This window comes from Streptomyces sp. NPDC015532, assembly GCF_043078065.1.
Taxonomy (GTDB): domain Bacteria; phylum Actinomycetota; class Actinomycetes; order Streptomycetales; family Streptomycetaceae; genus Streptomyces.
The window spans coordinates 228706-251363 of the sequence record NZ_JBIBSY010000005.1; the positions used below are offsets into that span (position 1 = coordinate 228706).

The window sequence follows — 22658 nt, forward strand, 5'->3', positions numbered from 1 at the left end:
GATGGGGAGGCAGGGACGACGGTGGCGGAACGGAGCACGGCTGCCGTCGACGTGGCAGACAACAGCGGTGACGAACCGCTGACCGCCAAGGCGGACCAAACCACGTCCGACGGGGTGGCCCTCAACCGGGAGCGGGAAACGGACAGCGAAGAGGCACAGGGGAGCGGCGGGACCGAGGGTCCCGGAAAGGCCTCACCGCCCGAACTGCACAGTGGTCACAAACTCGCGAGGCGTTACCGCCTCGAAGAGTGCGTCACCCGACTGGACGGTTTCAGCAGTTGGCGCGCGATGGACGAGAAACTCCGCCGCGCCGTCGGGGTGCACCTGCTGCCCGCCGATCATCCGCGTGCCCGCTCCGTGCTGGCGGCGGCCCGTTCCTCCGCCCTGCTGGGCGATCCCCGGTTCGTCCAGGTCCTGGACGCGGTCGAGGAGAACGATCTGGTCTACGTGGTGCACGAGTGGTTGCCGGACGCCACGGAACTCACCGCCCTCCTCGCTTCGGGTCCCCTCGAGGTGCACGAGGCCTACCAGATGGTCAGTCAGGTCTCGGGGGCCATGGCCGCCGCGCACCGCGAGGGCCTCGCTCATCTCAAGCTGACCCCGGGTGCCGTGCTGCGCACGTCCACCGGCCAGTGGCGCATCCGCGGGCTCGCCGTGAACGCGGCACTGCGCGGTATGCGTTCGGAGACCCCGCAGCGCACCGACACCGAGGCGATCGGCGCACTCCTGTACGCCGCCCTCACTCAGCGCTGGCCGTACGAGAGCGACGCCTACGGCCTGTCAGGGCTGCCCAAGGGCGTCGGTCTCATCGCGCCCGACCAGGTGCGTGCCGGGGTCCACCGGGGACTGTCGGAGCTCGCCATGCGCGCGCTCGCCAACGACGGTGCGACCGCCTCCCGCCACGAGTCCCCGTGCACGACGCCGGAGGAGCTCGTGAAGGCGATCGGCGAGATGCCCCGCATCCGCCCGCCGGAGCCCGTCTTCACCGCACCGCCCGAGTACCAGCGCACGACGTACCAGCAGGGTACGTACGGGCGTCAGTCGCCGCGTCCGGGCGCCACCCAGGTCTTGCCGACTCCGCCGCCCCCGCTGCAGAGCCGCACTGGAACGGCCCTGAAGTGGGCCGTGTCGGCTCTCCTCATCGCCGCACTGGGCCTGGGCAGTTGGCAGCTCGCGGACGCGCTGATGGACCACGACAAGCCCGACGACACCAAGCAGACCCAGACGACGGACGGCAACGAGAAGGACGGCACCGCGCCCAAGCCGGCCAAGCCGATCGCGATCAAGGGTGCGCAGGAATTCGTGGTCGGAGGCTCCCCCCAGGCGGCCGCCGACGTGGACAACACCTTCGACGGCAACAGCACCACGTTCTGGCGGACGAAGCGGTACAACGCCGGGCCCAAGCTGGCGCCGTACAAGCCCGGCGTGGGCATCGTCTACGACCTGGGTTCGGCCCAGTCGCTCACGAACGCCTCGATAGGGCTTCGCTACCAGGGGGACCACACCACGATCCACCTGTACGCCGCCGACGCTCTGTCGCCCACGACATCCGTCGACGGTATGAAGGAGATCGGCAGCGCCACCACGAGCGGCAACAGCCTGACCGTGAAGGCGTCCAAGTCGGTGAAGACGCAGTACGTGCTGCTGTGGATCACCGATGTGCCGAACGCTCCCAGCGACGGCTTCAGCGGCGCCGGCTTCAAGCAGGCGATCACGGATGTGAAGTTCGCCGGCTGACGCTCGTCGACGGAGGGGAGGGGGTCCGATGGCCGATGAAGCCACACAGGGTGCGACAAGCGATCAGGACCTCCTGGCCCGCCACGTCGAGGGCGATCCAGACGCCTTCGGGGAGCTTGTACGGCGCCACCGCGACCGCCTGTGGGCGGTGGCCCTACGCACGCTGGGAGACCGCGAGGAGGCCGCTGACGCGGTCCAGGACGCGCTCGTCTCGGCCTATCGGGCCGCCCACACCTTCCGGGGCCAGTCGGCCGTCACGACCTGGCTGCACCGCATCACGGTGAACGCCTGCCTGGACCGCGCCCGCAAGGCCGCTTCCAGGAAGACGTCCCCCGTCGATGACACCCAGCGCCTGGAGCAGCTTCTCGAACCGCACGAGTCCGCCGCCGCTCCGGCCGAACGCAATGACCTCCACCGCGAGCTCATAGGCGCCCTGGGCACGCTCCCCGCCGACCAGCGCGCCGCCCTCGTCCTGGTGGACATGCAGGGTTACCCCGTGGCGGAGGCCGCCCGCATTCTCGATGTGCCGACCGGCACGGTGAAGAGCCGCTGTGCACGCGGCAGAGCCAAACTGCTTCCCCTGCTCACCCATCTCCGCACGGAGAACCCGGGCGACGAGGAGACGAAGAAGTCGGGCGGCGGACGGAACCGGACGCAGGGGACATCCGTCCCACCCGCAGCGGGACCTCACGCGTCGGGTCCCCATGACGCGGGGCCAAGCGATTCAGCTGCTGTGAAGGGCGGAGGTGGGCGGGCGTGACATCCACGACGGACAAGGCCGGACACCCGGACGTCGCGGAAATCTCCGACCTCACCGAAGGTCTGCTCTCGCCTTCCCGTACGGAGGACGTACGACAACACCTCGATGGGTGCGCGCTCTGCACGGACGTGTACGACTCCCTGGAGGAGATCCGCGGCCTTCTCGGCACTCTGCCGGGCCCCACGCGCATGCCCGACGATGTCGCCGAACGCATCGATGCCGCCCTGGCCGCGGAAGCCCTGCTGAGCGCCGCGTCTCCCGATACGACACCCGACGCCGAAGCCGGCCGTGCACATGTTTCACGTGAAACATCGACGGTCGCCAGCCCCTCAGGACATCCCCGTGGGGTCACCGGCCCCGGCCGCTCCCACCGAGCACGTCGTGGCCGCCGCAGGACCGCCCTCCTCGGCACCGCCTTCGCGGCCGTGGCACTGGGGCTCGGCGCGATCCTCGTTCAGTCCCTGGACAGCGACGGCTCCGGCAAGACTCCCCAGACGGCAACCCAGCGCGAGTCGGGGTCACGTACTGCCTTCTCCGAGCAGACCCTGAAGGGCGAGGTCTCGGACCTTCTCGCGAAGAACAAGAAGTCGGGTGACGGCTCGGCCAGTGCCAAACCCTGGGGTGCCGAGTCACAGGACACCGGAACCGACTCGGGCGGCGTGCAGACCTTGATCACCCCGACACCCGCGGTTCCCCAGTGCGTCAAGCAGGGGACCAGAGACCCCGGGGTGCTCCTCGCCGCCGAGGAGGGCTCGTTCCAGGAGAAGAAGGTCTATCTCCTCGTGGTGTCCGATGCCTCCGACACGGCGAAGGTCACGGCCTACATCGTCGACGCCTCCTGCGACAAGCAGTCCTCTCCGTCGCCCGGCAAGCTCCTGCTGACCCGGTCGTACGCGCGTTCCTGACCCGCCTGCCGTGGGCTCTCTGGTACAGCGGCCACGACTGTCCCGAGCGTCTCAGCAGCACGCCCTGCCACTGTGAAGCGCAGAGGCCTGTCGCCCCGACGCCCCTTGGCGTCTCCGTGCGACACCCGGTCTGCGTGTGCCCTGCCACAGCGGGAATTGAAGCCCCTTAGGATCCGTTGGGTGGGGTGAGAGTACTGAGAGATGCTCCCACCGGTACGCAGCAGTCTCCAGAGACGAGGAATCAAGTCGTGAGCGACGTCCGTAACGTGATCATCATCGGGTCTGGGCCCGCCGGCTACACGGCGGCGCTCTACACCGCGCGCGCGTCGCTGAAGCCGCTGGTCTTCGAAGGCGCCGTCACCGCGGGCGGTGCGCTGATGAACACCACCGAGGTCGAGAACTTCCCCGGCTTCCAGGACGGCATCATGGGCCCCGAGCTCATGGACAACATGCGCGCCCAGGCCGAACGCTTCGGTGCCGAGCTGGTCCCGGACGACGTCGTCGCCGTGGATCTGACGGGCGAGATCAAGACCGTCACGGACACCGCCGGCACCGTGCACCGCGCCAAGGCCGTGATCGTCACGACGGGCTCACAGCACCGCAAGCTCGGGCTCCCGAACGAGGACACCCTCTCCGGACGTGGCGTCTCCTGGTGCGCGACCTGTGACGGCTTCTTCTTCAAGGACCACGACATCGCCGTCATCGGCGGTGGCGACACCGCGATGGAGGAGGCCACCTTCCTCTCGCGCTTCGCCAAGTCCGTCACCATCGTTCACCGCCGGGACAGCCTCCGGGCCTCCAAGGCGATGCAGGAGCGCGCCTTCGCCGACCCGAAGATCAAGTTCATCTGGGACTCCGAGATCGCCGAGATCAAGGGCGACCCGAAGCTGGCCGGTCTGACGCTGCGCAACCTCAAGACCGGCGAGACCTCGGAGCTCCCGGTGACCGGTCTGTTCATCGCGATCGGTCACGACCCGCGCACCGAGCTCTTCAAGGGCCAGCTCGACCTGGACGGCGAGGGCTACCTGAAGGTCACCGCGCCTTCGACCCGCACCAACGTGACCGGTGTCTTCGGCGCCGGTGACGTCGTCGACCACACCTACCGCCAGGCGATCACCGCGGCCGGCACCGGCTGCTCCGCCGCCCTCGACGCGGAGCGCTACCTCGCGGCCCTGGCCGACAGCGAGACCGCGGCCGCCACCGTCTGATCACCCAGCTCTCCCATCGCACCAACAAGTTAAGGAGCCCGCCGTGGCCGGCACCCTCAAGAACGTGACTGACGACTCCTTCGAGCAGGACGTCCTCAAGAGCGACAAGCCCGTCCTGGTGGACTTCTGGGCCGCCTGGTGCGGTCCCTGCCGCCAGATCGCCCCGTCGCTCGAGGCCATCGCCGCCGAGCACGGCGACAAGATCGAGATCGTCAAGCTCAACATCGACGAGAACCCGGCGACGGCCGCCAAGTACGGCGTCATGTCGATTCCGACCCTGAACGTCTACCAGGGTGGCGAGGTCGCCAAGACCATCGTCGGAGCGAAGCCGAAGGCCGCGATCGTGCGCGACCTCGAGGACTTCATCGCCGAGTAGTCAGCGACGGCCGTACACGCGCCGCGTGTTTCACGTGAAACACGAATGGGCCAGCCCGCTCGGGCTGGCCCATTCGCTTTCCCTGAGGAATGCCGGACGCCGAGCTGAGGGATGCGGGACTGACGGAAGGACACGTCGGTCCCGGATCACGAACGGTGGGACGGCCGGCCCTCACAGAGGACGCAGCGCGGGCTCCTTCTGAACGGCTCCGAGAAGCCGGTCCAGTGCCAACTCCACGTCTTCCTTCCAGGAGAGCGCCGTCCGCAGTTCCAGCCGCAGGCGGGGATGCCGGGGGTGAGGGCGCACGGTCTTGAAACCCACCGCGACGAGATGGTCGGCGGGGAGCACACAGGCGGGCTCTTTCCACCGGGCGTCTCCGAAAGCCTCGATCGCCTTGAACCCTCGACGGAGCAGATCCTTGGCCACCGTCTGGACCAGAACCCGGCCCAATCCTTGCCCCTGATAGCCCGGCATGATGAACGAGGTCATGAGTTGAACCGCGTCCGACGCCACGGGGCTTGTGGGAAACGCCGTGGAGCGGGGGACGTAGTCCGGCGGCGCGTAGAGGACGTAACCCACCGGCACGTCGTCCACGTAGACGACGCGGCCGCAGGATCCCCAGTCCAGCAGAACCGAGGAGATCCACGCCTCCTTCTCCAGGGCGCTCGAACCCGCCTTTACCGCGGCTTCACCGCGGACGGGATCCAGTTCCCAGAAGACGCACGCACGACAGCGCTGGGGAAGGTCCGGAAGGTTGTCCAGCGTGAGCGGTACGAGCCGACGCCCCATGAAGGCTGTTCCTCGCTTCCTTCGCCCGCGGCGTCACGGGCGGCTGTCAGATGGCTCCGCTCTCTGAGCAGGCTGCCGACGAACCCGCCGACCGCTCCCAGACCCAGACCCGCGGTCACCAGTCCGGTACGGCTCACGCTCTGCATGACCCCCGCCTCCCCGATGAAGGTGCTGCCAGGTGGATGCGCCATACCCATCGCATCGTATCCACGATGCGATTCCATCGATACCGCCAGAAAGCAAAGAGCGGGCCGTATTCCGGCACACGCCGGACACGGCCCGCTCTTTCCCGTGAACCCGATCGGACATCGGGCCACCAGGAAGCCGACTCAGTCTTCCGCGTCGTCGGAGTCGTCGTCCAGAAGGCTCTTCTGAAGCACCGGACCCTCTCCCGGAGCGAGAGAGCCGAGGATGCGCTCAAGGTCTTCCATCGAAGCGAACTCGACAGTGATCTTGCCCTTCTTCTGCCCCAGGTCGACCTTCACCCGGGTCTCGAAGCGGTCCGAGAGGCGCGTGGCCAGATCGCTCAGCGCCGGAGAGACAAGGCTGCCGGCCCGCGGCCCCTTGGAGCGCTGAGCCGTCTGCGGACGGGACCCCATGAGGGTCACGATCTCCTCCACGGCCCGCACCGAGAGTCCCTCGGCGACGATCCGGTGAGCCAGGCGGTCCTGCTCCTCCGAGTCGTCGACCGCCAGGAGTGCCCGCGCATGCCCTGCGGAGAGAACTCCGGCAGCCACACGACGCTGAACCGACGGCGAGAGCTTCAGCAGACGCAGGGTGTTGGAGACCTGAGGACGCGACCGTCCGATCCGGTCCGCCAGCTGGTCGTGCGTGCAGTTGAAGTCCTTGAGCAGCTGGTCGTAGGCCGCCGCCTCTTCCAGCGGGTTCAGCTGAGCCCGGTGGAGGTTCTCCAGGAGCGCGTCCAGGAGAAGCTTCTCGTCCTCCGTGGCTCGCACGATCGCGGGAATGGCTTCGAGCCCCGCCTCACGGCAGGCCCGGAAACGGCGCTCTCCCATGATGAGCTCATAGCGCCCGGAACCCACCTGACGCACGACGACCGGCTGGAGGAGTCCGACCTCCTTGATGGAGGTGACCAGCTCGGCGAGAGCGTCCTCGTCGAAGTTCTCACGCGGCTGGCGCGGGTTCGGCGTGATGGCGTCGAGGGGCAGCTCGGCAAAGTGGGCGCCGACGGGAGCCTGAAGCGTCTCCAGCGATCCGTTCGACGACACCTCCTCCGTTTCATGTGAAACAGACGGCAGCGTGGTCACCTTCGCCGCAGCCACCCCGCGCTCCGCCGTGAGCACGGGTCCGGCAGTCGGCGAGGAGGCCCCACTCGCCGAGACACCCGGCCGCTCACCCGTCGGAGCCGCAGGAATCAGCGCGCCTAGACCCCGCCCCAGACCCCGTCGTCGGTCGCTCACTGGATCCCCTCCACCATGTTCTGATCGTTCTGTCCGCCCACATGGGCATGTTGCGCGTCGTACGCCACGCCGGCTCCTCGCAGAGCGATTTCGCGCGCGGCCTCAAGATACGAGAGAGCACCGCTCGAACCCGGATCGTAGGTCAGAACCGTCTGCCCGTAACTCGGGGCCTCCGAAATACGCACCGAGCGCGGAATGCTCGTCCGCAGCACCTCCTTGCCGAAGTGACTGCGCACCTCCTCCGCGACCTGGGACGCGAGGCGGGTCCGGCCGTCGTACATGGTGAGCAGAATCGTCGAGACGTGCAGATCGGGATTGAGATGCCCGCGCACCAGATCGACGTTGCGCAGGAGCTGACCCAGGCCTTCGAGCGCGTAGTACTCGCACTGGATGGGGATGAGCACTTCGGCGCCTGCGACCAGAGCGTTGACCGTCAGCAGTCCGAGGGACGGCGGGCAGTCGATGAGGATGTAGTCCAGCGGCTGCTCGTACGCCAGGATCGCTCGTTCCAGCCGGCTCTCACGGGCCACCAGCGACACCAGCTCGATCTCCGCACCGGCGAGATCAATGGTGGCGGGGGCGCAGAAGAGACCCTCGACATCAGGGACCGGCTGAACGACCTCGGAGAGTGGCTTGCTGTCGATCAGCACGTCGTAGATCGATGGGACCTCGGCGTGGTGGTCGATACCCAGCGCCGTGGAGGCATTGCCCTGAGGGTCGAGGTCGATCACCAGGACCCGTCCGCCGTGCAGGGCCAGCGAAGCGGCAAGGTTGACCGTGGTCGTGGTCTTACCCACCCCGCCCTTCTGGTTGGCGACCACCATGACTCGGGTCTGCTCGGGCCGTGGCAGGCCCTCACCGGCGCGACCTAGCGCCTCCACAGCCAGTTGGGCAGCACGACCGATGGGAGTGTCGTCCATCGGGGGCGGTGTTTCACGTGAAACATCCTCCCCCATCGACTCGGTACGGGGACCGGGGACCGGATCGGTCATCGGTCCCGCGATGTTGGCGTCGGACCGCAAGGATTCACTCTCCTCGACTTCAGGCTCGCAATGAACAGAGCCTCCCATGCCATTGGGGTCGTGAACCAGCGAGGCCCGTTGTTCTGTGGAGAAATCCACCTCTGTGGACAACTCCGCACCCCCTCCGAGTGACCCGAGTGGCCTCCGATCGCGTGGTTCGGCCGCAGCCCGGCCGCGACTGATGATGCCGTGCAACAGTGAGCGACGTTTCACGTGAAACACGATGCCGAGCCGCTCGGTTGATGGCGGCGCGACACTCCGATACATACGGGTTTGTCAGCTTTTGTCGAAGAAGCCTCGCCATCGAGGCCGATTCCATCGAAGTGAGAAACAACTCCTGGCCCGGAACGGAAAACTCCCGGCCCTCTCGCGAGAGAACCGGGAGCGGTGATGCTCACATCGTTCGGGATCAGCGTCGGCGGCGCGTCCGGCCCGTCCTCGCGGCCTTGGCCCGCTTCGCCGCGAAGCGCACACCGCCGGGGCTCTCGCCCACTTCCACCCGCACCACGGTGGACAACGGATCCACGATGCCCTCACCGACCTGGAGGATGGAGGTCTCGACGGCACCGAGCTTGCTCAGCGCCGTGGCAGAAGCCTTCAGCTCCTCCTCGGCCGTGTCGCCCTTGAGGGCCAGCATCTCGCCGTACGGGCGCAGCAGCGGGATACCCCACGTCGCCAGCCGGTCGAGCGGAGCGACCGCCCTGGCGGTCACCACGTGCACCGGCTGGAGCGTGCCCATGACTTCCTCGGCGCGGCCGCGTACGACGGTCACATGGTCGAGACCGAGCAGTTCCACGACCTCGGTGAGGAAATTGGTCCGGCGCAGCAGGGGCTCAAGCAGTGTGATCTTGAGGTCTTCCCGGACGAGCGCCAAGGGGATGCCGGGCAGTCCCGCACCGGAGCCGACGTCGCAGACGGTCACGCCCTCGGGCACGACCTCCGAGAGCACCGCACAGTTCAGCAGGTGCCGCTCCCACAGCCGGGGTACTTCCCGCGGGCCGATCAGCCCCCGCTGCACTCCCGCCTCGGCCAGCAGTTCCGCGTACCGGACCGCGTCCGCGAAGCGATCACCGAATACCTCACGCGCCTGCTCGGGCGCGGGGGGAAGCTCCGCTGCCTCCGTCACGGGGGACCGTCCTTCCGTACCGCTTGAGCGCACTGAGCGCTGATCACCAGGACTATCAGGCTGACAAAATTCGGCCCCGTCTGCGCAACAGACGGGGCCGAAGGAACGTACGTACCGATCAGGCGGGGAGCACGACGACGAAGCGCTGCGGCTCCTCGCCCTCGGACTCGCTGCGCAGGCCGGCGGCCTTGACCGCGTCGTGCACGACCTTGCGCTCGAAGGGGGTCATCGGGTCCATCTTCACGGGCTCACCGGAGCTCTTGACCTCGGCGGCGGCCTTGGCGCCCAGCTCGGAGAGCTCTTCGCGCTTCTTGGCCCGGAATCCCGCGATGTCCAGCATCAGCCGGCTGCGGTCCCCGGTCTCCCGGTGCACGGCCAGGCGCGTGAGCTCCTGGAGCGCTTCCAGCACCTCGCCGTCGCGGCCGACCAGCTTCTGCAGGTCGCGGCCGCCCGAGTCGCTGACGATCGAGACAGCGGCGCGGTCGGCCTCGACGTCCATGTCGATGTCACCGTCGAGATCGGCGATGTCGAGCAGACCCTCGAGGTAGTCCGCCGCGATCTCGCCTTCCTGCTCCAGGCGGGTCAGGGTGTCGCCCTCAGCGGCGGCGGTGGTGGTGCCTTCCGTCACGGGATGGACTCCTTCTTACTTCTTGGACGGGGACTTGGGCCGCTGCGGGCCCTTGCGCTGTCCGGACTGGGCCTTGCTGCGGGTACCGGTGCCGGGCTTGCTACCGCTTCCAGAGGCCGGCTTCGCTGCGGAGGAGGGCTTGGCGTCCTCCGGCTCGTCGGACTTGGTCAGCGACGTCTTCGGCTCCTCGTCGTCCGCCGGCGCGCTGCTGGACGCCCCGCCCGACTGACGCTGTGCCTTGGTCTGGCGCTTCGGCTGCTGACGCTTGGGAACGGCGGCCGCGGTGGTCGTGGTGCCGTCCTCGGACTCGACGACCGTCGTGTTCTCGCCGGCCGCCACAAGGCCGTCGGGCAGCGCCACGAGACCCGCCTTGGTCAGACCGTTGATGAACTTGCGCTCGAACTCGTTGCGGTCGCGGCCCTTGGCGACGATGGCCTTGACGATGGCCTTCTCACCGCGTCCGCGGGTCTTGCCGTGCTGCGTGACGCTCTTCTGGAGGCGCTCCAGGTACGCGGCCTGAGCCTTCGAGCCCGGGGTCGGGTTGTTGCGGATGACGTACATCTGCTGACCCATGGTCCACACGTTGGTGGTCAGCCAGTAGACGAGGACACCGACCGGGAAGTTGATGCCGAAGACGGCGAACATGACCGGGAAGACGTACATCAGCATCTTCTGCTGCTGCATGAAGGGCGTCTTCACCGTGGTGTCGACGTTCTTCGTCATGAGCTGACGCTGGGTGTAGAACTGCGAACCCGACATCAGCACGATCATGATCGCGGTGACGACACGGACGTCGGTCAGCGTGGCACCGAGCTGGGCGACCTTCTCGGCGCTGTCTGTGAACTTCGCCGCGAGCGGGGCGCCGAAGATGTGCGCCTGACGGGCGCTGGCGAGAAGATCCTCGTTGATGACGCCGATCGTCTTGCCCGTGGCGATGGCGTTGAGCACGTGGTACAGCGCGAAGAAGAACGGCGACTGGGCCAGGATGGGAAGGCACGAGGAGAGCGGGTTGGTACCCGTCTCCTTGTACAGCTTCATCATCTCTTCGGACTGGCGCTGCTTGTCGTTCTTGTAGCGCTCCTGGATCTTCTTCATCTCGGGCTGCAGCGTCTGCATGGCCCGAGTGGCCTTGATCTGCTTCACGAAGAGCGGGATCAGGCAGATACGGATCAGAATCACCAGGGACACGATGGACAAGCCCCAGGCCCAGCCCGTGTCGGGACCGAAGATCTTCCCGTACACGGCGTGGAACTGGACGATGACCCAGGAAACGGGTGTCGTGATGAAGCTGAAAAGACTGGCAATCGTGTCCACTAATCAAGCTCCTTGAGCATGGGACGGGGTCTCAGCGGCCGGGCTCGGGGCAGTGGTGTCCCCGGTGGCCGGTTCGGCGGAGGTCCCGCCCTTGCGTGCACGCCAGGCGTTACGCAGCAATTCATGCCACCGCGGACGCTTGCGTTGCGGAACATGGTCCACACCGCCCAGCGACCACGGATTGCACCGGAGGATGCGCCAGGCGGTGAGTGCCGTTCCCTTGATCGCACCGTGCCGGTCGATGGCTGTATAGCCGTATCGGGAGCACGACGGGTAGTACTTGCAGACCGGCCCGAGCAACGGGCTGATCGTCCACTGGTACAGCTTGATGAGAGCAAGCAGTGGGTACTTCATCGCGCGCCCCCTCCCAGCAGCCGCTGCAGGGCGGCATCCAGGTCTCGGGCCAGCTGTTCATGGTCGGCGTCACCCGCACCGGGCAGCGCTCGTACGACTACCAGGCTACCGGGGGGCAACAGGGCGACTCGGTCGCGCATCAGATGGCGAAGTCTGCGCTTCACCTTGGTGCGAACGACCGCTCCGCCGACGGCTTTGCTCACGACGAAACCCGCACGCGTCGAGGGAGCGCTCTCCCCAGGCGCGTGCGGGTCCGTTGCACCGCTACGTAGATGGACGACGAGAAGCGGGCGTCCGGCCCGGCGTCCTCGGCGTACCGCGGTCGCGAAGTCTTCGCGCCGCCTCAGCCGATGCTCGGTAGGCAGCACGAGATCATGACCTGTAAGTAATCAGGCGGACAGGCTGGCGCGACCCTTGCCACGGCGGTTCGCGAGAATCGCGCGGCCGGCACGGGTGCGCATCCGCAGGCGGAAGCCGTGGGTCTTGGCGCGACGACGGTTGTTCGGCTGGAAGGTGCGCTTGCTCACTAGGGGGCTCCAGAAAGAATCGGTGGTGGCGGGGTGCCGCCCTGGCTGTCACCGTGCGCCCACGAGGAAACTCGCATTACGCCCGAGTGCACCGCTTCCCGATCACGCTTCGCGATCTGTGCCCATCGGAGGCAGGCGGCAGCAGCCATCGACAACTCGACCTGGTTACGGTACGCGCGGCTACGCCATCCGGTCAAACCAACCGCCGACGGGGGACACTGTCCACAGGCTGGGGACAACAACTTGAACCCTACCCGTCGCCCTGACTACCGTGGCTGAACTCCGTTTCGTTCCCTTCTCGCCGCCCCAGCGGTTTTCTTCCCCCCGCCCCAAGCGACTGATTTCCCAACCTGCTCCCAGAACCACACGTTCGTGGGACCCGTGAGAGAGCGTGCCCCGTGGCTGACGTACCTGCCGATCTTGCCGCAGTGTGGCCACGCGTACTGGAACAACTTCTGGGCGAGGGCCGCGGGCAGGGTGTCGAGGTGAAGGACGAGCACTGGATCAAGCGGTGCCAGCCCTTGGCCCTGGTGGCGGACACCGCTCTGCTCGCCGTCCCCAACGAGTTCGCCAAGAACGTACTGGAAGGCCGCCTCGCGCCGATCGTCAGCGAGACGCTGAGCCGTGAGTGCGGGCGCCCCATCCGCATCGCCATCACCGTCGACGACTCCGCGGGCGAGCCCTCCATGCCCGCGCCGCCCCGCTACGAGGAGCCCGAGCTCCCCGCCGGACCGGTCCAGGGCCGTGACCCCTACGAGGGCCAGGGCCGCGACGACCGCGGCGGCTACGACAACGGCGCGTACGACGGCACACAGCCCCGGGACGAGCGCGGGGGGTACGAGGGCCAGGGACGGGAGGACCGCGGCGGCTACGACGCCGGCCAGGGCCGTGACGACCGCGGCACGTACGAGCCGCAGGGCCGCGACGACCGCGCTCCGTACAACTCCCGCCGCGACGGATACGAGGGCTACGGCCGCCACCGCGCCGACGACCACCGCGGCGGCCGCGCCGAACCGCTGCCCGGTGCCCCGGGCGACCAGCTGCCGACCGCCCGTCCCGCGTACCCGGACTATCAGCGCCCGGAGCCGGGCGCCTGGCCGCGCCACTCCCAGGACGACTACGGCTGGCAGCAGCAGCGCCTCGGCTTCCCCGAGCGGGACCCCTACGCCTCGCCGCCGCAGGACTACCGGCCCCAGTCGGTGGAGCGCTCGCCCTACGAGCAGCAGCGCCAGGACTACGACCAGCGCTCCGACCGCCGTGATCTGCCGGATCCCTCCGACAGCGGTCAGGGACGCAGGGGCGGCCTGCCGTCCGGGGGCGGTGCCCCCGGGTCGAAGTCCGCTCAGCCCGCGCCGTCGTCCGGCCCGGGCGAGCCCACCGCGCGGCTGAACCCGAAATACCTCTTCGACACGTTCGTGATCGGCGCCTCGAACCGCTTCGCTCACGCCGCCGCCGTGGCCGTCGCCGAGGCGCCGGCGAAGGCGTACAACCCCCTCTTCATCTACGGGGAATCGGGGCTCGGCAAGACACACCTGCTGCACGCGATCGGGCACTACGCGCGCAGCCTCTATCCGGGCACCCGGGTGCGGTACGTGAGCTCGGAGGAGTTCACCAACGAGTTCATCAACTCCATCCGCGACGGCAAGGGCGACAGCTTCCGCAAGCGGTACCGGGAGATGGACATCCTGCTCGTCGACGACATCCAGTTCCTCGCGGACAAGGAGTCGACGCAGGAGGAGTTCTTCCACACGTTCAACACGCTGCACAACGCGAACAAGCAGATCGTCCTCTCCAGCGACCGGCCGCCCAAGCAGCTGGTCACCCTGGAGGACCGGCTGCGCAACCGCTTCGAGTGGGGTCTGATCACCGACGTCCAGCCGCCCGAGCTGGAGACCCGGATCGCCATCCTCCGCAAGAAGGCGGTCCAGGAGCAGCTCAACGCCCCGCCGGAGGTGCTGGAGTTCATCGCGTCCCGGATCTCGCGCAACATCCGCGAGCTGGAGGGCGCGCTGATCCGGGTGACGGCGTTCGCGTCGCTCAACCGGCAGCCGGTGGACCTCGGTCTGACGGAGATCGTCCTCAAGGACCTGATCCCCGGCGGCGAGGACTCGGCCCCCGAGATCACCGCGACCGCGATCATGGCGGCCACGGCCGACTACTTCGGCCTCACGGTGGACGATCTGTGCGGGTCCTCGCGCAGCCGTGTCCTGGTGACGGCACGGCAGATCGCCATGTACCTGTGCCGTGAGCTCACCGATCTGTCGCTGCCGAAGATCGGCGCGCAGTTCGGCGGCCGCGACCACACGACCGTGATGCACGCGGACCGCAAGATCCGCGCGCTGATGGCCGAGCGCCGCTCCATCTACAACCAGGTCACCGAGCTCACGAACCGCATCAAGAACGGCTGACGGAGGCAGGCGCCGGTCGGCGCCGACCCGCCAGAAGGGCGCCCGGGGACATCGTCCCCGGGCGCCCTTCGCCGTTCCCGCCCACCTGTTCCGCCGCCCCGTTCCCGGGCCTCGGTCGGGCGGCGAGAGGCCGGGGCCGGGCCGAGGACCGAGCGCCCCGCGACGTCCGAAGGAGCTCTGCGAAGGCTCCGGAGACGCTTCTCAAGGGCTTCGGAGCGGTGTCTCAGGGCTTCGGAGCCGTGTTCCGAGGCTTCCCGCAGCGATGCCGGCGCTACCAACCCGACATCTGCTGTTCGAATCCGAGCGAGGTTACGGCCACTCTCCACAGATGTGGTGACTTTTTTCCATCCACATCCTGGGGACTGGGAAGTTGTCCAGATCGTTTCCACAGGTAGCACTGTTGAAAGGTCATCAGACCAGGTCAGGTGCCTGTGGATTGGTGGATGAAGACTCTCCACAGCCTGTGGACAAAGAAAAGATCCACAGGCTGTGCGCAAGGTTGTCCACCGGCGGCCCACAGGCTGGAGCCAGTTGTCCCCAGCGATCTCCAGCTTCTCCACATCACTGTCCACTGTTCGGCAACGCGCCGCGCCATCTCACCGCGTCGAGTGAAAGGCGTCACACCGAGGTGCCGGATTGGCCTGTGGGGAACGCGGGTAAAGCTGGGGACGATGCTGGGGAGAAGTCGCCCTTGCCTGTGGACCGAGTGTGCAGAACTTTTCGTCGTCCACAGATACCCCCGGTTGTCCACCGCCTTCACCCACAGGGTCGGTGGACAAAAAATCGCCTCTGAGCTGCGAAAACGGGGTTATCCACGGTATCCACAGGCCCTACTACTAAGACCAACTAGAGAGAGCCTGGGAATCGTTTCGAAGTGGGGGCTGTGCACAACTTGCTCCCGGAGGCCTGACTGCCGCTCGGCACGACTTGACCCCGAGGGGCACCGACTGTCAGCGCGGTGCGTCAGACTGGTCCCCGGTGTCCTTCCCCTCAGCGGTCGGAGCGACACCGAGTCAGACGACGAAGGCCAGCAGGGCGAGAGCGCCGGCAACAGACGGAGGCGGCAACGGTGAAGATCCGGGTGGAACGCGACGTACTCGCGGAGGCAGTGGCCTGGGCGGCACGCAGCCTCCCGGCCCGTCCGCCGGCTCCTGTGCTCGCAGGCCTCCTCCTGAAGGCCGAGGAGGGCGCACTGAGCCTCTCCAGCTTCGACTACGAGGTCTCGGCGAGGGTGTCCGTGGACGCGGAGATCGACGAGGAGGGCACGGTCCTCGTGTCCGGCCGCCTCCTCGCGGACATCTGCCGGGCGCTGCCCAACCGGCCGGTGGAGATTTCCACAGACGGTGTACGGGCGACCGTGGTCTGCGGCTCCTCGCGGTTCACACTCCACACCCTGCCTGTGGAGGAGTACCCGGCTCTGCCCCAGATGCCGTCGGCGACCGGCACCGTCCCCGGTGAGGTCTTCGCCTCCGCCGCCGCCCAGGTGGCCATCGCCGCCGGGCGCGACGACACGCTCCCCGTGCTCACCGGTGTGCGCATCGAGATCGAGGGCGACAAGGTCACCCTGGCGTCCACCGACCGGTACCGCTTCGCGGTCCGCGAGTTCCTGTGGAAGCCGGAGAACCCGGAGGCGTCCGCGGTCGCCCTGGTGCCCGCCAAGACGCTCCTGGACACCGCCAAGGCCCTCACGGGCGGGGACAGCGTGATCCTGGCGCTGTCCGGCTCCGGCGCCGGCGAGGGCCTGATCGGCTTCGAGGGCGCCGGGCGGCGTACGACCACCCGTCTGCTCGAAGGCGACCTCCCGAAGTACCGCTCGCTGTTCCCGACGGAGTTCAACTCCATCGCCGTCATCGAGACCGCCCCCTTCGTGGAGGCCGTCAAGCGTGTGGCCCTGGTCGCCGAGCGCAACACCCCGGTGCGGCTGAGCTTCGAGCAGGGCGTGCTGATCCTGGAGGCCGGTTCCAGCGACGACGCACAGGCTGTGGAAAGGGTCGACGCCCAGCTGGAGGGCGACGACGTCTCGATCGCCTTCAACCCGACGTTCCTGCTCGACGGCCTGAGCGCCATCGACTCGCCGGTGGCCCAGCTCTCCTTCACGACGTCCACGAAGCCGGCGCTGCTGAGCGGCAAGCCCGCCGTGGACGCCGAGGCCGACGAGGCCTACAAGTACCTGATCATGCCGGTGCGCCTGTCCGGCTGATCCCGGAGCCCGCCGGTCCTGGGGACCGGCGGGCGCACCGCGGGCGGGGCATACGTCTGAGCGGGTATGCCCACAGATGTGCGTGAGTTCCACCGGTGCCCGAAAGGCGTGGGTGGTACCCCCCGGTCTAGGCTCGGACCAGGTACGAGAGTGCCCTCACGCCACGTCGCAACCCCTAAGGAACAACTGATGGAGCTCGGTCTCGTCGGCCTCGGCAAGATGGGCGGCAACATGCGCGAGCGGATCCGCCGCGCAGGTCACACCGTCATCGGATACGACCGCAACCCGGACCTCGCCGATGTCCACAGCCTGGAAGAACTTGTGGGCAGGCTCAAGGGCCCGCGCGTGGTGTGGGTCATGGTCCCCGCGGGCGCCGCGACCCAGTCCACCGTCGACGAGCTGGCCGCCCTGCTGGAGCCGGGCGACGTCGTCGTGGACGGCGGCAACTCGCGCTGGACGGACGACGAGAAGCACGCCGTCGAGCTGGGCATCAAGGGCATCGGCTTCGTCGACTGCGGTGTCTCCGGCGGCGTCTGGGGCCTGGAGAACGGCTACGCGCTGATGTACGGCGGCCACGCCGAGGACGTCGCCAAGGTCCAGCCCGTCTTCGACGCGCTCAAGCCCGAGGGTGACTTCGGAGCGGTGCACGCCGGCAAGGTCGGCGCGGGCCACTTCGCGAAGATGGTCCACAACGGCATCGAGTACGCGATGATGCAGGCCTACGCCGAGGGCTGGGAACTGCTCGAGAAGGTCGACTCCGTCACGGACGTGCGCGAGGTCTTCCGCTCCTGGCAGGAAGGCACGGTCATCCGCTCCTGGCTGCTCGACCTCGCCGTCAACGCGCTGGACGAGGACGAGCACCTGGAGAAGCTCAGGGGCTTCGCGCAGGACTCCGGCGAGGGCCGGTGGACGGTGGAGGCCGCCATCGACCACGCGGTGCCGCTGCCCGCGATCACCGCGTCGCTCTTCGCCCGCTTCGCCTCGCGGCAGGACGACTCGCCGCAGATGAAGATGATCGCGGCGCTGCGCAACCAGTTCGGCGGCCACGCCGTCGAGAAGGCCTGATCGACGCCCCGGGTTCTCCGCACCCGGGGTGACCCGGTTGTCCACAGCCGGGGGAAGAACCTGAGGACCGGGGTCCGTCACGGACCCCGCAACACCGAGACACCACGCTGGGGGAGGTCGGCGAACGACCATGCACGTCACGCATCTGTCGCTGGCCGACTACCGCTCGTACGCCCGGGTCGAGGTCCCGCTCGACCCGGGCGTCACCGCGTTCGTGGGGCCCAACGGACAGGGCAAGACGAATCTGGTCGAGGCCGTCGGCTATCTCGCGACCCTCGGCAGCCACCGCGTCTCCTCGGACGCGCCGCTCGTCCGCATGGGCGCCGACCGGGCGATCATCCGGGCCAATGTCCGCCAGGGAGAGCGCCAGCAGCTCATCGAGCTGGAGCTGAACCCCGGCAAGGCCAACCGCGCCCGCATCAACAGGTCCTCCCAGGTCAGACCACGTGACGTACTCGGCATCGTGCGAACCGTCCTGTTCGCGCCCGAGGACCTCGCCCTGATCAAGGGCGACCCCGGGGAGCGCCGTCGGTTCCTCGACGAGCTGATCACCGCCCGCTCCCCGCGCATGGCGGGCGTCCGATCCGACTACGACCGGGTCCTCAAGCAGCGCAACACCCTGCTGAAGTCCGCCGCGCTGGCCCGCCGGCACGGCGGCCGCACCATGGACCTGTCCACGCTCGACGTGTGGGACCAGCACCTCGCGCGCGTGGGGGCCGAGCTGATGGCCCAGCGGCTCGACCTGGTCGCGGCGATCCAGCCGCTCGCCGACAAGGCGTACGAGCAGCTGGCGCCCGGCGGAGGGCCCCTCGCCCTGGAGTACAAGGCGTCCGCGCCCGGCGTCGTGGGCCACGCCCGCGAGGAGCTCTACGCACAGCTCATGGCCGCCATGGAGGATGCCCGCAAGCCGGAGATCGAGCGCGGTGTGACCCTCGTGGGGCCCCACCGGGACGATCTGGTCCTCAAGCTCGGCCAGCTGCCCGCCAAGGGGTACGCCTCGCACGGAGAGTCCTGGTCGTACGCGCTCGCGCTGCGCCTCGCCTCGTACGACCTGCTCAGGGCCGAGGGCAATGAGCCGGTGCTGGTCCTCGACGACGTCTTCGCGGAGCTGGACAGCCGCAGACGCGAGCGCCTGGCGGAACTTGTCGCCCCCGGTGAGCAGGTCCTCGTGACAGCCGCGGTGGACGACGACGTACCGGAGGTGCTGGCCGGGGCGCGGTATGCCGTGTCCGAAGGGACGGTGGAGCGCCTGTGACGGAGAACACATCGGGAGCGGGCGGCGAGGGCGCGTCCGGCGCCGGGTCCCGCAAGAAGGCCCCGGAGCCGTCCGGCGTCGACCTGGCGCGCGTGGCGCTGCGTGCCGCGAAGGAGCAGGCACGCGCGCGTGGGGACGCGGCGCAGCAGAAGAAGCAGGCGCGGCGCGGCGGTGGCCTGCGCTCCGGCTCCGGTGCCGACGGACGCGACCCCATGGCGCTCGGCGCCGCCATCAACCGGCTGCTCACCGAGCGCGGCTGGGAGACCCCGGCCGCGGTGGGCGGCGTGATGGGCCGCTGGCCGCAGATCGTCGGCGACGACCTCGCCAACCACTGCGTTCCGCTGCGCTACGACGACGACCCGGCCGAGCGGGTGCTCACGGTGCAGTGCGACTCGACCGCCTGGGCGACCCAGCTGCGTCTGCTGGCGCCGCAACTGGTGGCGCGGCTGAACCAGGACCTCGGTCACGGCACCGTGCGTCTGATCAAGGTCCAGGGGCCGACGGGCCCGCCGCGCCGGTACGGGCCGCTGCGCGCTCCGGGCAGCACGGGTCCAGGCGACACCTACGGCTGACCCGCCCCGCGCCGGCCGGACCCGCGGGACGTCGTATCCGCGCGGACGCCCCTCACAGGGCGGTGACCGGCGTCACCGCGCCCGCGGACGACCGTCGGCCAACCGGGCCGCCATGGTCCCGAGCGCGGGCGATCCCGACCCCCTTCGCGGACGGCTGCCGCGTCAGAGCGTCGACCGCGGCCGATCCGGGCGGCGCCGGCGGTCCTCGGACCCGGGGATCTTGTTTTTTCGGGCCGCTGTCCCGCCGACCCGGGAGATTCGCGACCGGCCGGGCCGATGGCCATGGGCGAATTCCGGCCGTCGTCCGGGGCGGTGCCGGGGCGTGCCGCGCCCGGGTCCGGGGCGTGTACAGCCGCCGCGGGGCGCAGGAGGCGACCGGTCGTCGGACCCCCGGGCGCTTCACCGGTCCCGCCCTTGGGCGTCCCCCTGTCCACCGTGGTCCTCGGCGGCGGTGGCCCGCAGGGTGCGCCACTCTGGGCGACCCCTCGCCCGGCACTCCGGGAGATCGGCGATATCCGCTGGTCAGAGGCGCATCGGCGACGGCCCGAAGGCCTCCTCGGACACGCTTGGGGACGCTGCTCGGCAGGCTCCGGCCGACCGCCGCGCACGACCGCGCGTGACGGTGGACAGCGACCTGACCCGTCAGTAACCAGGGGTTGACACCTGGAAGGGCTGAGTGCCGCTGTAAGCCTCTTTGGGCCCGGGTCCGCATATGGGGAGTCGGGCGAGACCGGTTCAGGGCGGCACATGCGGACTCAGGTACCGGCAAACCCCCATCACTGTCAGCGCTACCGGTAGACTGAAAGCTAATCCCGCCCCACTAGTGGGACGCACCGAGCAACGCTGACTAAGGCTTACCAACGCAACACGCCGCAGCCGCTCCGGCCACCAGCCGGGAGTTCGGCTTGTGCTGTGCCAGAAAGGGCGCTTCGTGGCCGATTCCGGCAACCCCAACGAGAACATCCCGTCCACCGACGCCGGCGCGAACGGCGAGGTCACATCCTCGTACGACGCCAGTGCCATCACCGTCCTCGAGGGTTTGGACGCGGTCCGCAAGCGACCTGGCATGTACATCGGTTCGACCGGTGAGCGTGGACTCCACCACCTCGTGTACGAGGTGGTGGACAACTCGGTCGACGAGGCGCTGGCCGGCCACGCGGACACGATCGACATCACGATCCTTCCGGACAGCGGCGTGCGCGTCGTCGACAACGGCCGCGGCATCCCGGTGGGCATCGTCGCCTCCGAGGGCAAGCCGGCCCTCGAGGTCGTGCTGACCGTGCTGCACGCGGGCGGCAAGTTCGGCGGCGGCGGATACGCGGTCTCCGGCGGTCTGCACGGCGTCGGCGTCTCCGTCGTGAACGCCCTGTCGAGCAGGATCTCCGTCGAGGTCAAGACGGACGGTCACCGCTGGACGCAGGACTACAAGCTGGGCGTCCCGACGGCCCCCATCTCCCAGCACGAGGCCACGGACGAGACCGGCACCTCGGTCACCTTCTGGGCCGACCCGGACATCTTCGAGACCACGGAGTACTCCTTCGAGACGCTCTCGCGGCGTTTCCAGGAGATGGCGTTCCTCAACAAGGGTTTGACGATCAAACTCACTGACGAGCGCGATTCGGCGAAGGCCGTCGCCGGGGCGGACGAGGCGGGTGCTGACGAGAAGGACGAGGTCAAGACCGTCACGTACCACTACGAAGGCGGCATCGTCGACTTCGTGAAGTACCTCAACTCCCGCAAGGGAGAAGCGGTGCACCCCACCGTCATCGACCTCGAAGCCGAGGACAAGGACAAGAGCCTGTCCCTCGAGGTCGCGATGCAGTGGAACAGCGGCTACAGCGAGGGCGTGTACTCCTTCGCCAACATCATCCACACCCACGAGGGCGGCACGCACGAGGAAGGCTTCCGTGCGGCGCTGACCTCGCTCATCAACAAGTACGCGCGCGACAAGAAGCTGCTTCGCGAGAAGGACGACAACCTCACGGGTGACGACATCCGCGAGGGTCTGACCGCGATCATCTCGGTCAAGCTGAGCGAGCCTCAGTTCGAGGGCCAGACCAAGACCAAGCTGGGCAACACGGAGGCCAAGACCTTCGTCCAGAAGGCGGTCTACGAGCACCTCAACGACTGGCTGGACCGCAACCCGGTCGAGGCCGCGGACATCATCCGCAAGTCCATCCAGGCGGCCACCGCGCGCGTGGCGGCCCGCAAGGCGCGTGACCTCACCCGCCGCAAGGGTCTTCTGGAGTCGGCGTCCCTGCCGGGCAAGCTCTCCGACTGCCAGTCGAACGACCCCACCAAGTGCGAGATCTTCATCGTCGAGGGTGACTCCGCAGGCGGCTCGGCCAAGTCCGGCCGGAACCCGCAGTACCAGGCGATCCTCCCGATCCGCGGAAAGATCCTCAACGTCGAGAAGGCGCGGATCGACAAGATCCTGCAGAACCAGGAGATCCAGGCACTGATCTCCGCCTTCGGCACCGGAGTCCACGAGGACTTCGACATCGCGAAGCTCCGCTATCACAAGATCATTCTGATGGCGGACGCCGACGTCGACGGCCAGCACATCAACACCCTGCTGCTGACCTTCCTGTTCCGCTTCATGCGCCCGCTGGTCGAGGCGGGGCACGTCTTCCTGTCCCGTCCGCCGCTCTACAAGATCAAGTGGGGCCGGGACGACTTCGAGTACGCGTACTCGGACCGCGAGCGCGACGCGCTGATCGAACTCGGCCGCCAGGCGGGCAAGCGCGTGCGCGAGGACTCGATCCAGCGCTTCAAGGGTCTCGGTGAGATGAACGCCGAGGAGCTGCGCATCACGACCATGGACCAGGAGCACCGAGTCCTCGGTCAGGTCACCCTCGACGACGCCGCCCAGGCCGACGACCTCTTCTCCGTCCTCATGGGCGAGGACGTCGAGGCCCGCCGCGCGTTCATCCAGCGCAACGCCAAGGACGTCCGCTTCCTCGACATCTGAGTCGGTCTCAGCTGACCGCG

At 68.4% G+C, this 22658-nt stretch carries 20 protein-coding genes; 11 read left to right on the top strand and 9 right to left on the bottom strand.

All coding sequences use genetic code 11. The features are described 5' to 3' along the window. The first annotated feature begins 21 nt into the window (after window positions 1–21). From ACF07B_RS18535 to trxA, 5 genes are all read left to right on the top strand, one after another. Window positions 22–1737 carry a protein kinase family protein gene (locus ACF07B_RS18535; protein ID WP_392179665.1) on the top strand — a complete coding sequence of 572 codons (1716 nt, stop codon included), beginning with the start codon at window positions 22–24 and terminating at the stop codon, window positions 1735–1737. A 28-nt stretch (window positions 1738–1765) separates the two neighbouring features. Next, window positions 1766–2497, top strand: a complete 732-nt coding sequence (gene sigM / locus ACF07B_RS18540; RefSeq protein ID WP_369480767.1) for an RNA polymerase sigma factor SigM — start codon at window positions 1766–1768, stop codon at window positions 2495–2497. After that, complete coding sequence (locus ACF07B_RS18545) at window positions 2494–3402, top strand: hypothetical protein (protein ID WP_392179666.1); 909 nt, start codon at window positions 2494–2496, stop codon at window positions 3400–3402. Before sigM ends, ACF07B_RS18545 begins: the two co-directional genes overlap by 4 nt. Window positions 3403–3650: 248 nt before the next feature. Then, entirely contained in the window at window positions 3651–4610 is a 960-nt protein-coding gene (gene trxB, locus ACF07B_RS18550; protein WP_369480769.1) for a thioredoxin-disulfide reductase, read from the top strand. Between the two features lie 43 nt (window positions 4611–4653). Next, window positions 4654–4986, top strand: coding sequence for a thioredoxin (trxA, locus tag ACF07B_RS18555; protein WP_326786756.1), 333 nt, complete (start codon window positions 4654–4656; stop codon window positions 4984–4986). A 171-nt stretch (window positions 4987–5157) separates the two neighbouring features. Here the strand turns inward: trxA and ACF07B_RS18560 are convergent, their stop codons facing one another. The 9 genes from ACF07B_RS18560 to rpmH all read right to left on the bottom strand — a co-directional run bounded on the left by ACF07B_RS18560 (window position 5158) and on the right by rpmH (window position 12167). Beyond that, window positions 5158–5775, bottom strand: coding sequence for a GNAT family N-acetyltransferase (locus ACF07B_RS18560; RefSeq protein ID WP_369480770.1), 618 nt, complete (start codon window positions 5773–5775; stop codon window positions 5158–5160). 329 nt (window positions 5776–6104) lie between these two features. Then, window positions 6105–7196, bottom strand: a complete 1092-nt coding sequence (locus ACF07B_RS18565; RefSeq protein ID WP_392179667.1) for a ParB/RepB/Spo0J family partition protein — start codon at window positions 7194–7196, stop codon at window positions 6105–6107. Further along, entirely contained in the window at window positions 7193–8266 is a 1074-nt protein-coding gene (locus ACF07B_RS18570; RefSeq protein ID WP_362393896.1) for a ParA family protein, read from the bottom strand. The genes ACF07B_RS18565 and ACF07B_RS18570 overlap by 4 nt, the downstream gene beginning before the upstream one ends. Window positions 8267–8627: 361 nt before the next feature. Continuing rightward, window positions 8628–9344 (bottom strand): 16S rRNA (guanine(527)-N(7))-methyltransferase RsmG, encoded by a 717-nt coding sequence (gene rsmG / locus ACF07B_RS18575; protein ID WP_369480772.1) that lies wholly within the window; start codon window positions 9342–9344, stop codon window positions 8628–8630. A gap of 118 nt (window positions 9345–9462) precedes the next feature. Next, window positions 9463–9972 (bottom strand): R3H domain-containing nucleic acid-binding protein, encoded by a 510-nt coding sequence (locus ACF07B_RS18580; protein WP_362393790.1) that lies wholly within the window; start codon window positions 9970–9972, stop codon window positions 9463–9465. Window positions 9973–9987: 15 nt separating this feature from the next. After that, a complete protein-coding gene (gene yidC, locus ACF07B_RS18585) occupies window positions 9988–11286 on the bottom strand; it encodes a membrane protein insertase YidC (protein WP_369480773.1) in 1299 nt (432 codons plus the stop codon). Between the two features lie 3 nt (window positions 11287–11289). After that, window positions 11290–11640 carry a membrane protein insertion efficiency factor YidD gene (yidD, locus tag ACF07B_RS18590; protein ID WP_326786749.1) on the bottom strand — a complete coding sequence of 117 codons (351 nt, stop codon included), beginning with the start codon at window positions 11638–11640 and terminating at the stop codon, window positions 11290–11292. Next, entirely contained in the window at window positions 11637–12008 is a 372-nt protein-coding gene (gene rnpA / locus ACF07B_RS18595) for a ribonuclease P protein component (RefSeq protein ID WP_362393784.1), read from the bottom strand. The genes yidD and rnpA overlap by 4 nt, the downstream gene beginning before the upstream one ends. 21 nt (window positions 12009–12029) lie before the next feature. Next, window positions 12030–12167, bottom strand: a complete 138-nt coding sequence (rpmH, locus tag ACF07B_RS18600; RefSeq protein WP_006381191.1) for a 50S ribosomal protein L34 — start codon at window positions 12165–12167, stop codon at window positions 12030–12032. Between the two features lie 398 nt (window positions 12168–12565). On the opposite strand from rpmH, the gene dnaA reads away from it, so the two are divergent. From dnaA to gyrB, 6 genes are all read left to right on the top strand, one after another. Continuing rightward, a complete protein-coding gene (dnaA, locus tag ACF07B_RS18605; RefSeq protein WP_369480774.1) occupies window positions 12566–14575 on the top strand; it encodes a chromosomal replication initiator protein DnaA in 2010 nt (669 codons plus the stop codon). A gap of 1069 nt (window positions 14576–15644) precedes the next feature. Further along, a complete protein-coding gene (dnaN, locus tag ACF07B_RS18610; RefSeq protein WP_326786746.1) occupies window positions 15645–16775 on the top strand; it encodes a DNA polymerase III subunit beta in 1131 nt (376 codons plus the stop codon). A gap of 189 nt (window positions 16776–16964) precedes the next feature. Then, window positions 16965–17840: a phosphogluconate dehydrogenase (NAD(+)-dependent, decarboxylating) gene (gene gnd, locus ACF07B_RS18615; protein WP_369480775.1), complete on the top strand. Its 876-nt coding sequence runs from the start codon at window positions 16965–16967 to the stop codon at window positions 17838–17840. Window positions 17841–17970: 130 nt separating this feature from the next. Continuing rightward, on the top strand, window positions 17971–19095 hold the full coding sequence (gene recF, locus ACF07B_RS18620; protein ID WP_392179668.1) for a DNA replication/repair protein RecF: 1125 nt from the start codon (window positions 17971–17973) through the stop codon (window positions 19093–19095). Beyond that, window positions 19092–19667, top strand: coding sequence for a DUF721 domain-containing protein (locus ACF07B_RS18625; protein WP_392179669.1), 576 nt, complete (start codon window positions 19092–19094; stop codon window positions 19665–19667). Before recF ends, ACF07B_RS18625 begins: the two co-directional genes overlap by 4 nt. Before the next feature lie 907 nt (window positions 19668–20574). Then, window positions 20575–22638, top strand: a complete 2064-nt coding sequence (gene gyrB / locus ACF07B_RS18630) for a DNA topoisomerase (ATP-hydrolyzing) subunit B (RefSeq protein WP_392179670.1) — start codon at window positions 20575–20577, stop codon at window positions 22636–22638. The last annotated feature ends 20 nt before the right edge of the window (window positions 22639–22658 follow it).

Excerpts from the sequence above, each read along its gene's own strand:
- sigM (WP_369480767.1), top strand. The coding sequence starts at position 1,766 with ATGGCCGATGAAGCCACACAGGGTGCGACAAGCGATCAGGACCTCCTG.
- ACF07B_RS18560 (WP_369480770.1), bottom strand. The coding sequence starts at position 5,775 with ATGGGGCGTCGGCTCGTACCGCTCACGCTGGACAACCTTCCGGACCTT.
- ACF07B_RS18570 (WP_362393896.1), bottom strand. The coding sequence starts at position 8,266 with ATGGGAGGCTCTGTTCATTGCGAGCCTGAAGTCGAGGAGAGTGAATCC.
- yidD (WP_326786749.1), bottom strand. The coding sequence starts at position 11,640 with ATGAAGTACCCACTGCTTGCTCTCATCAAGCTGTACCAGTGGACGATC.
- gnd (WP_369480775.1), top strand. The coding sequence starts at position 16,965 with ATGGAGCTCGGTCTCGTCGGCCTCGGCAAGATGGGCGGCAACATGCGC.
- recF (WP_392179668.1), top strand. The coding sequence starts at position 17,971 with ATGCACGTCACGCATCTGTCGCTGGCCGACTACCGCTCGTACGCCCGG.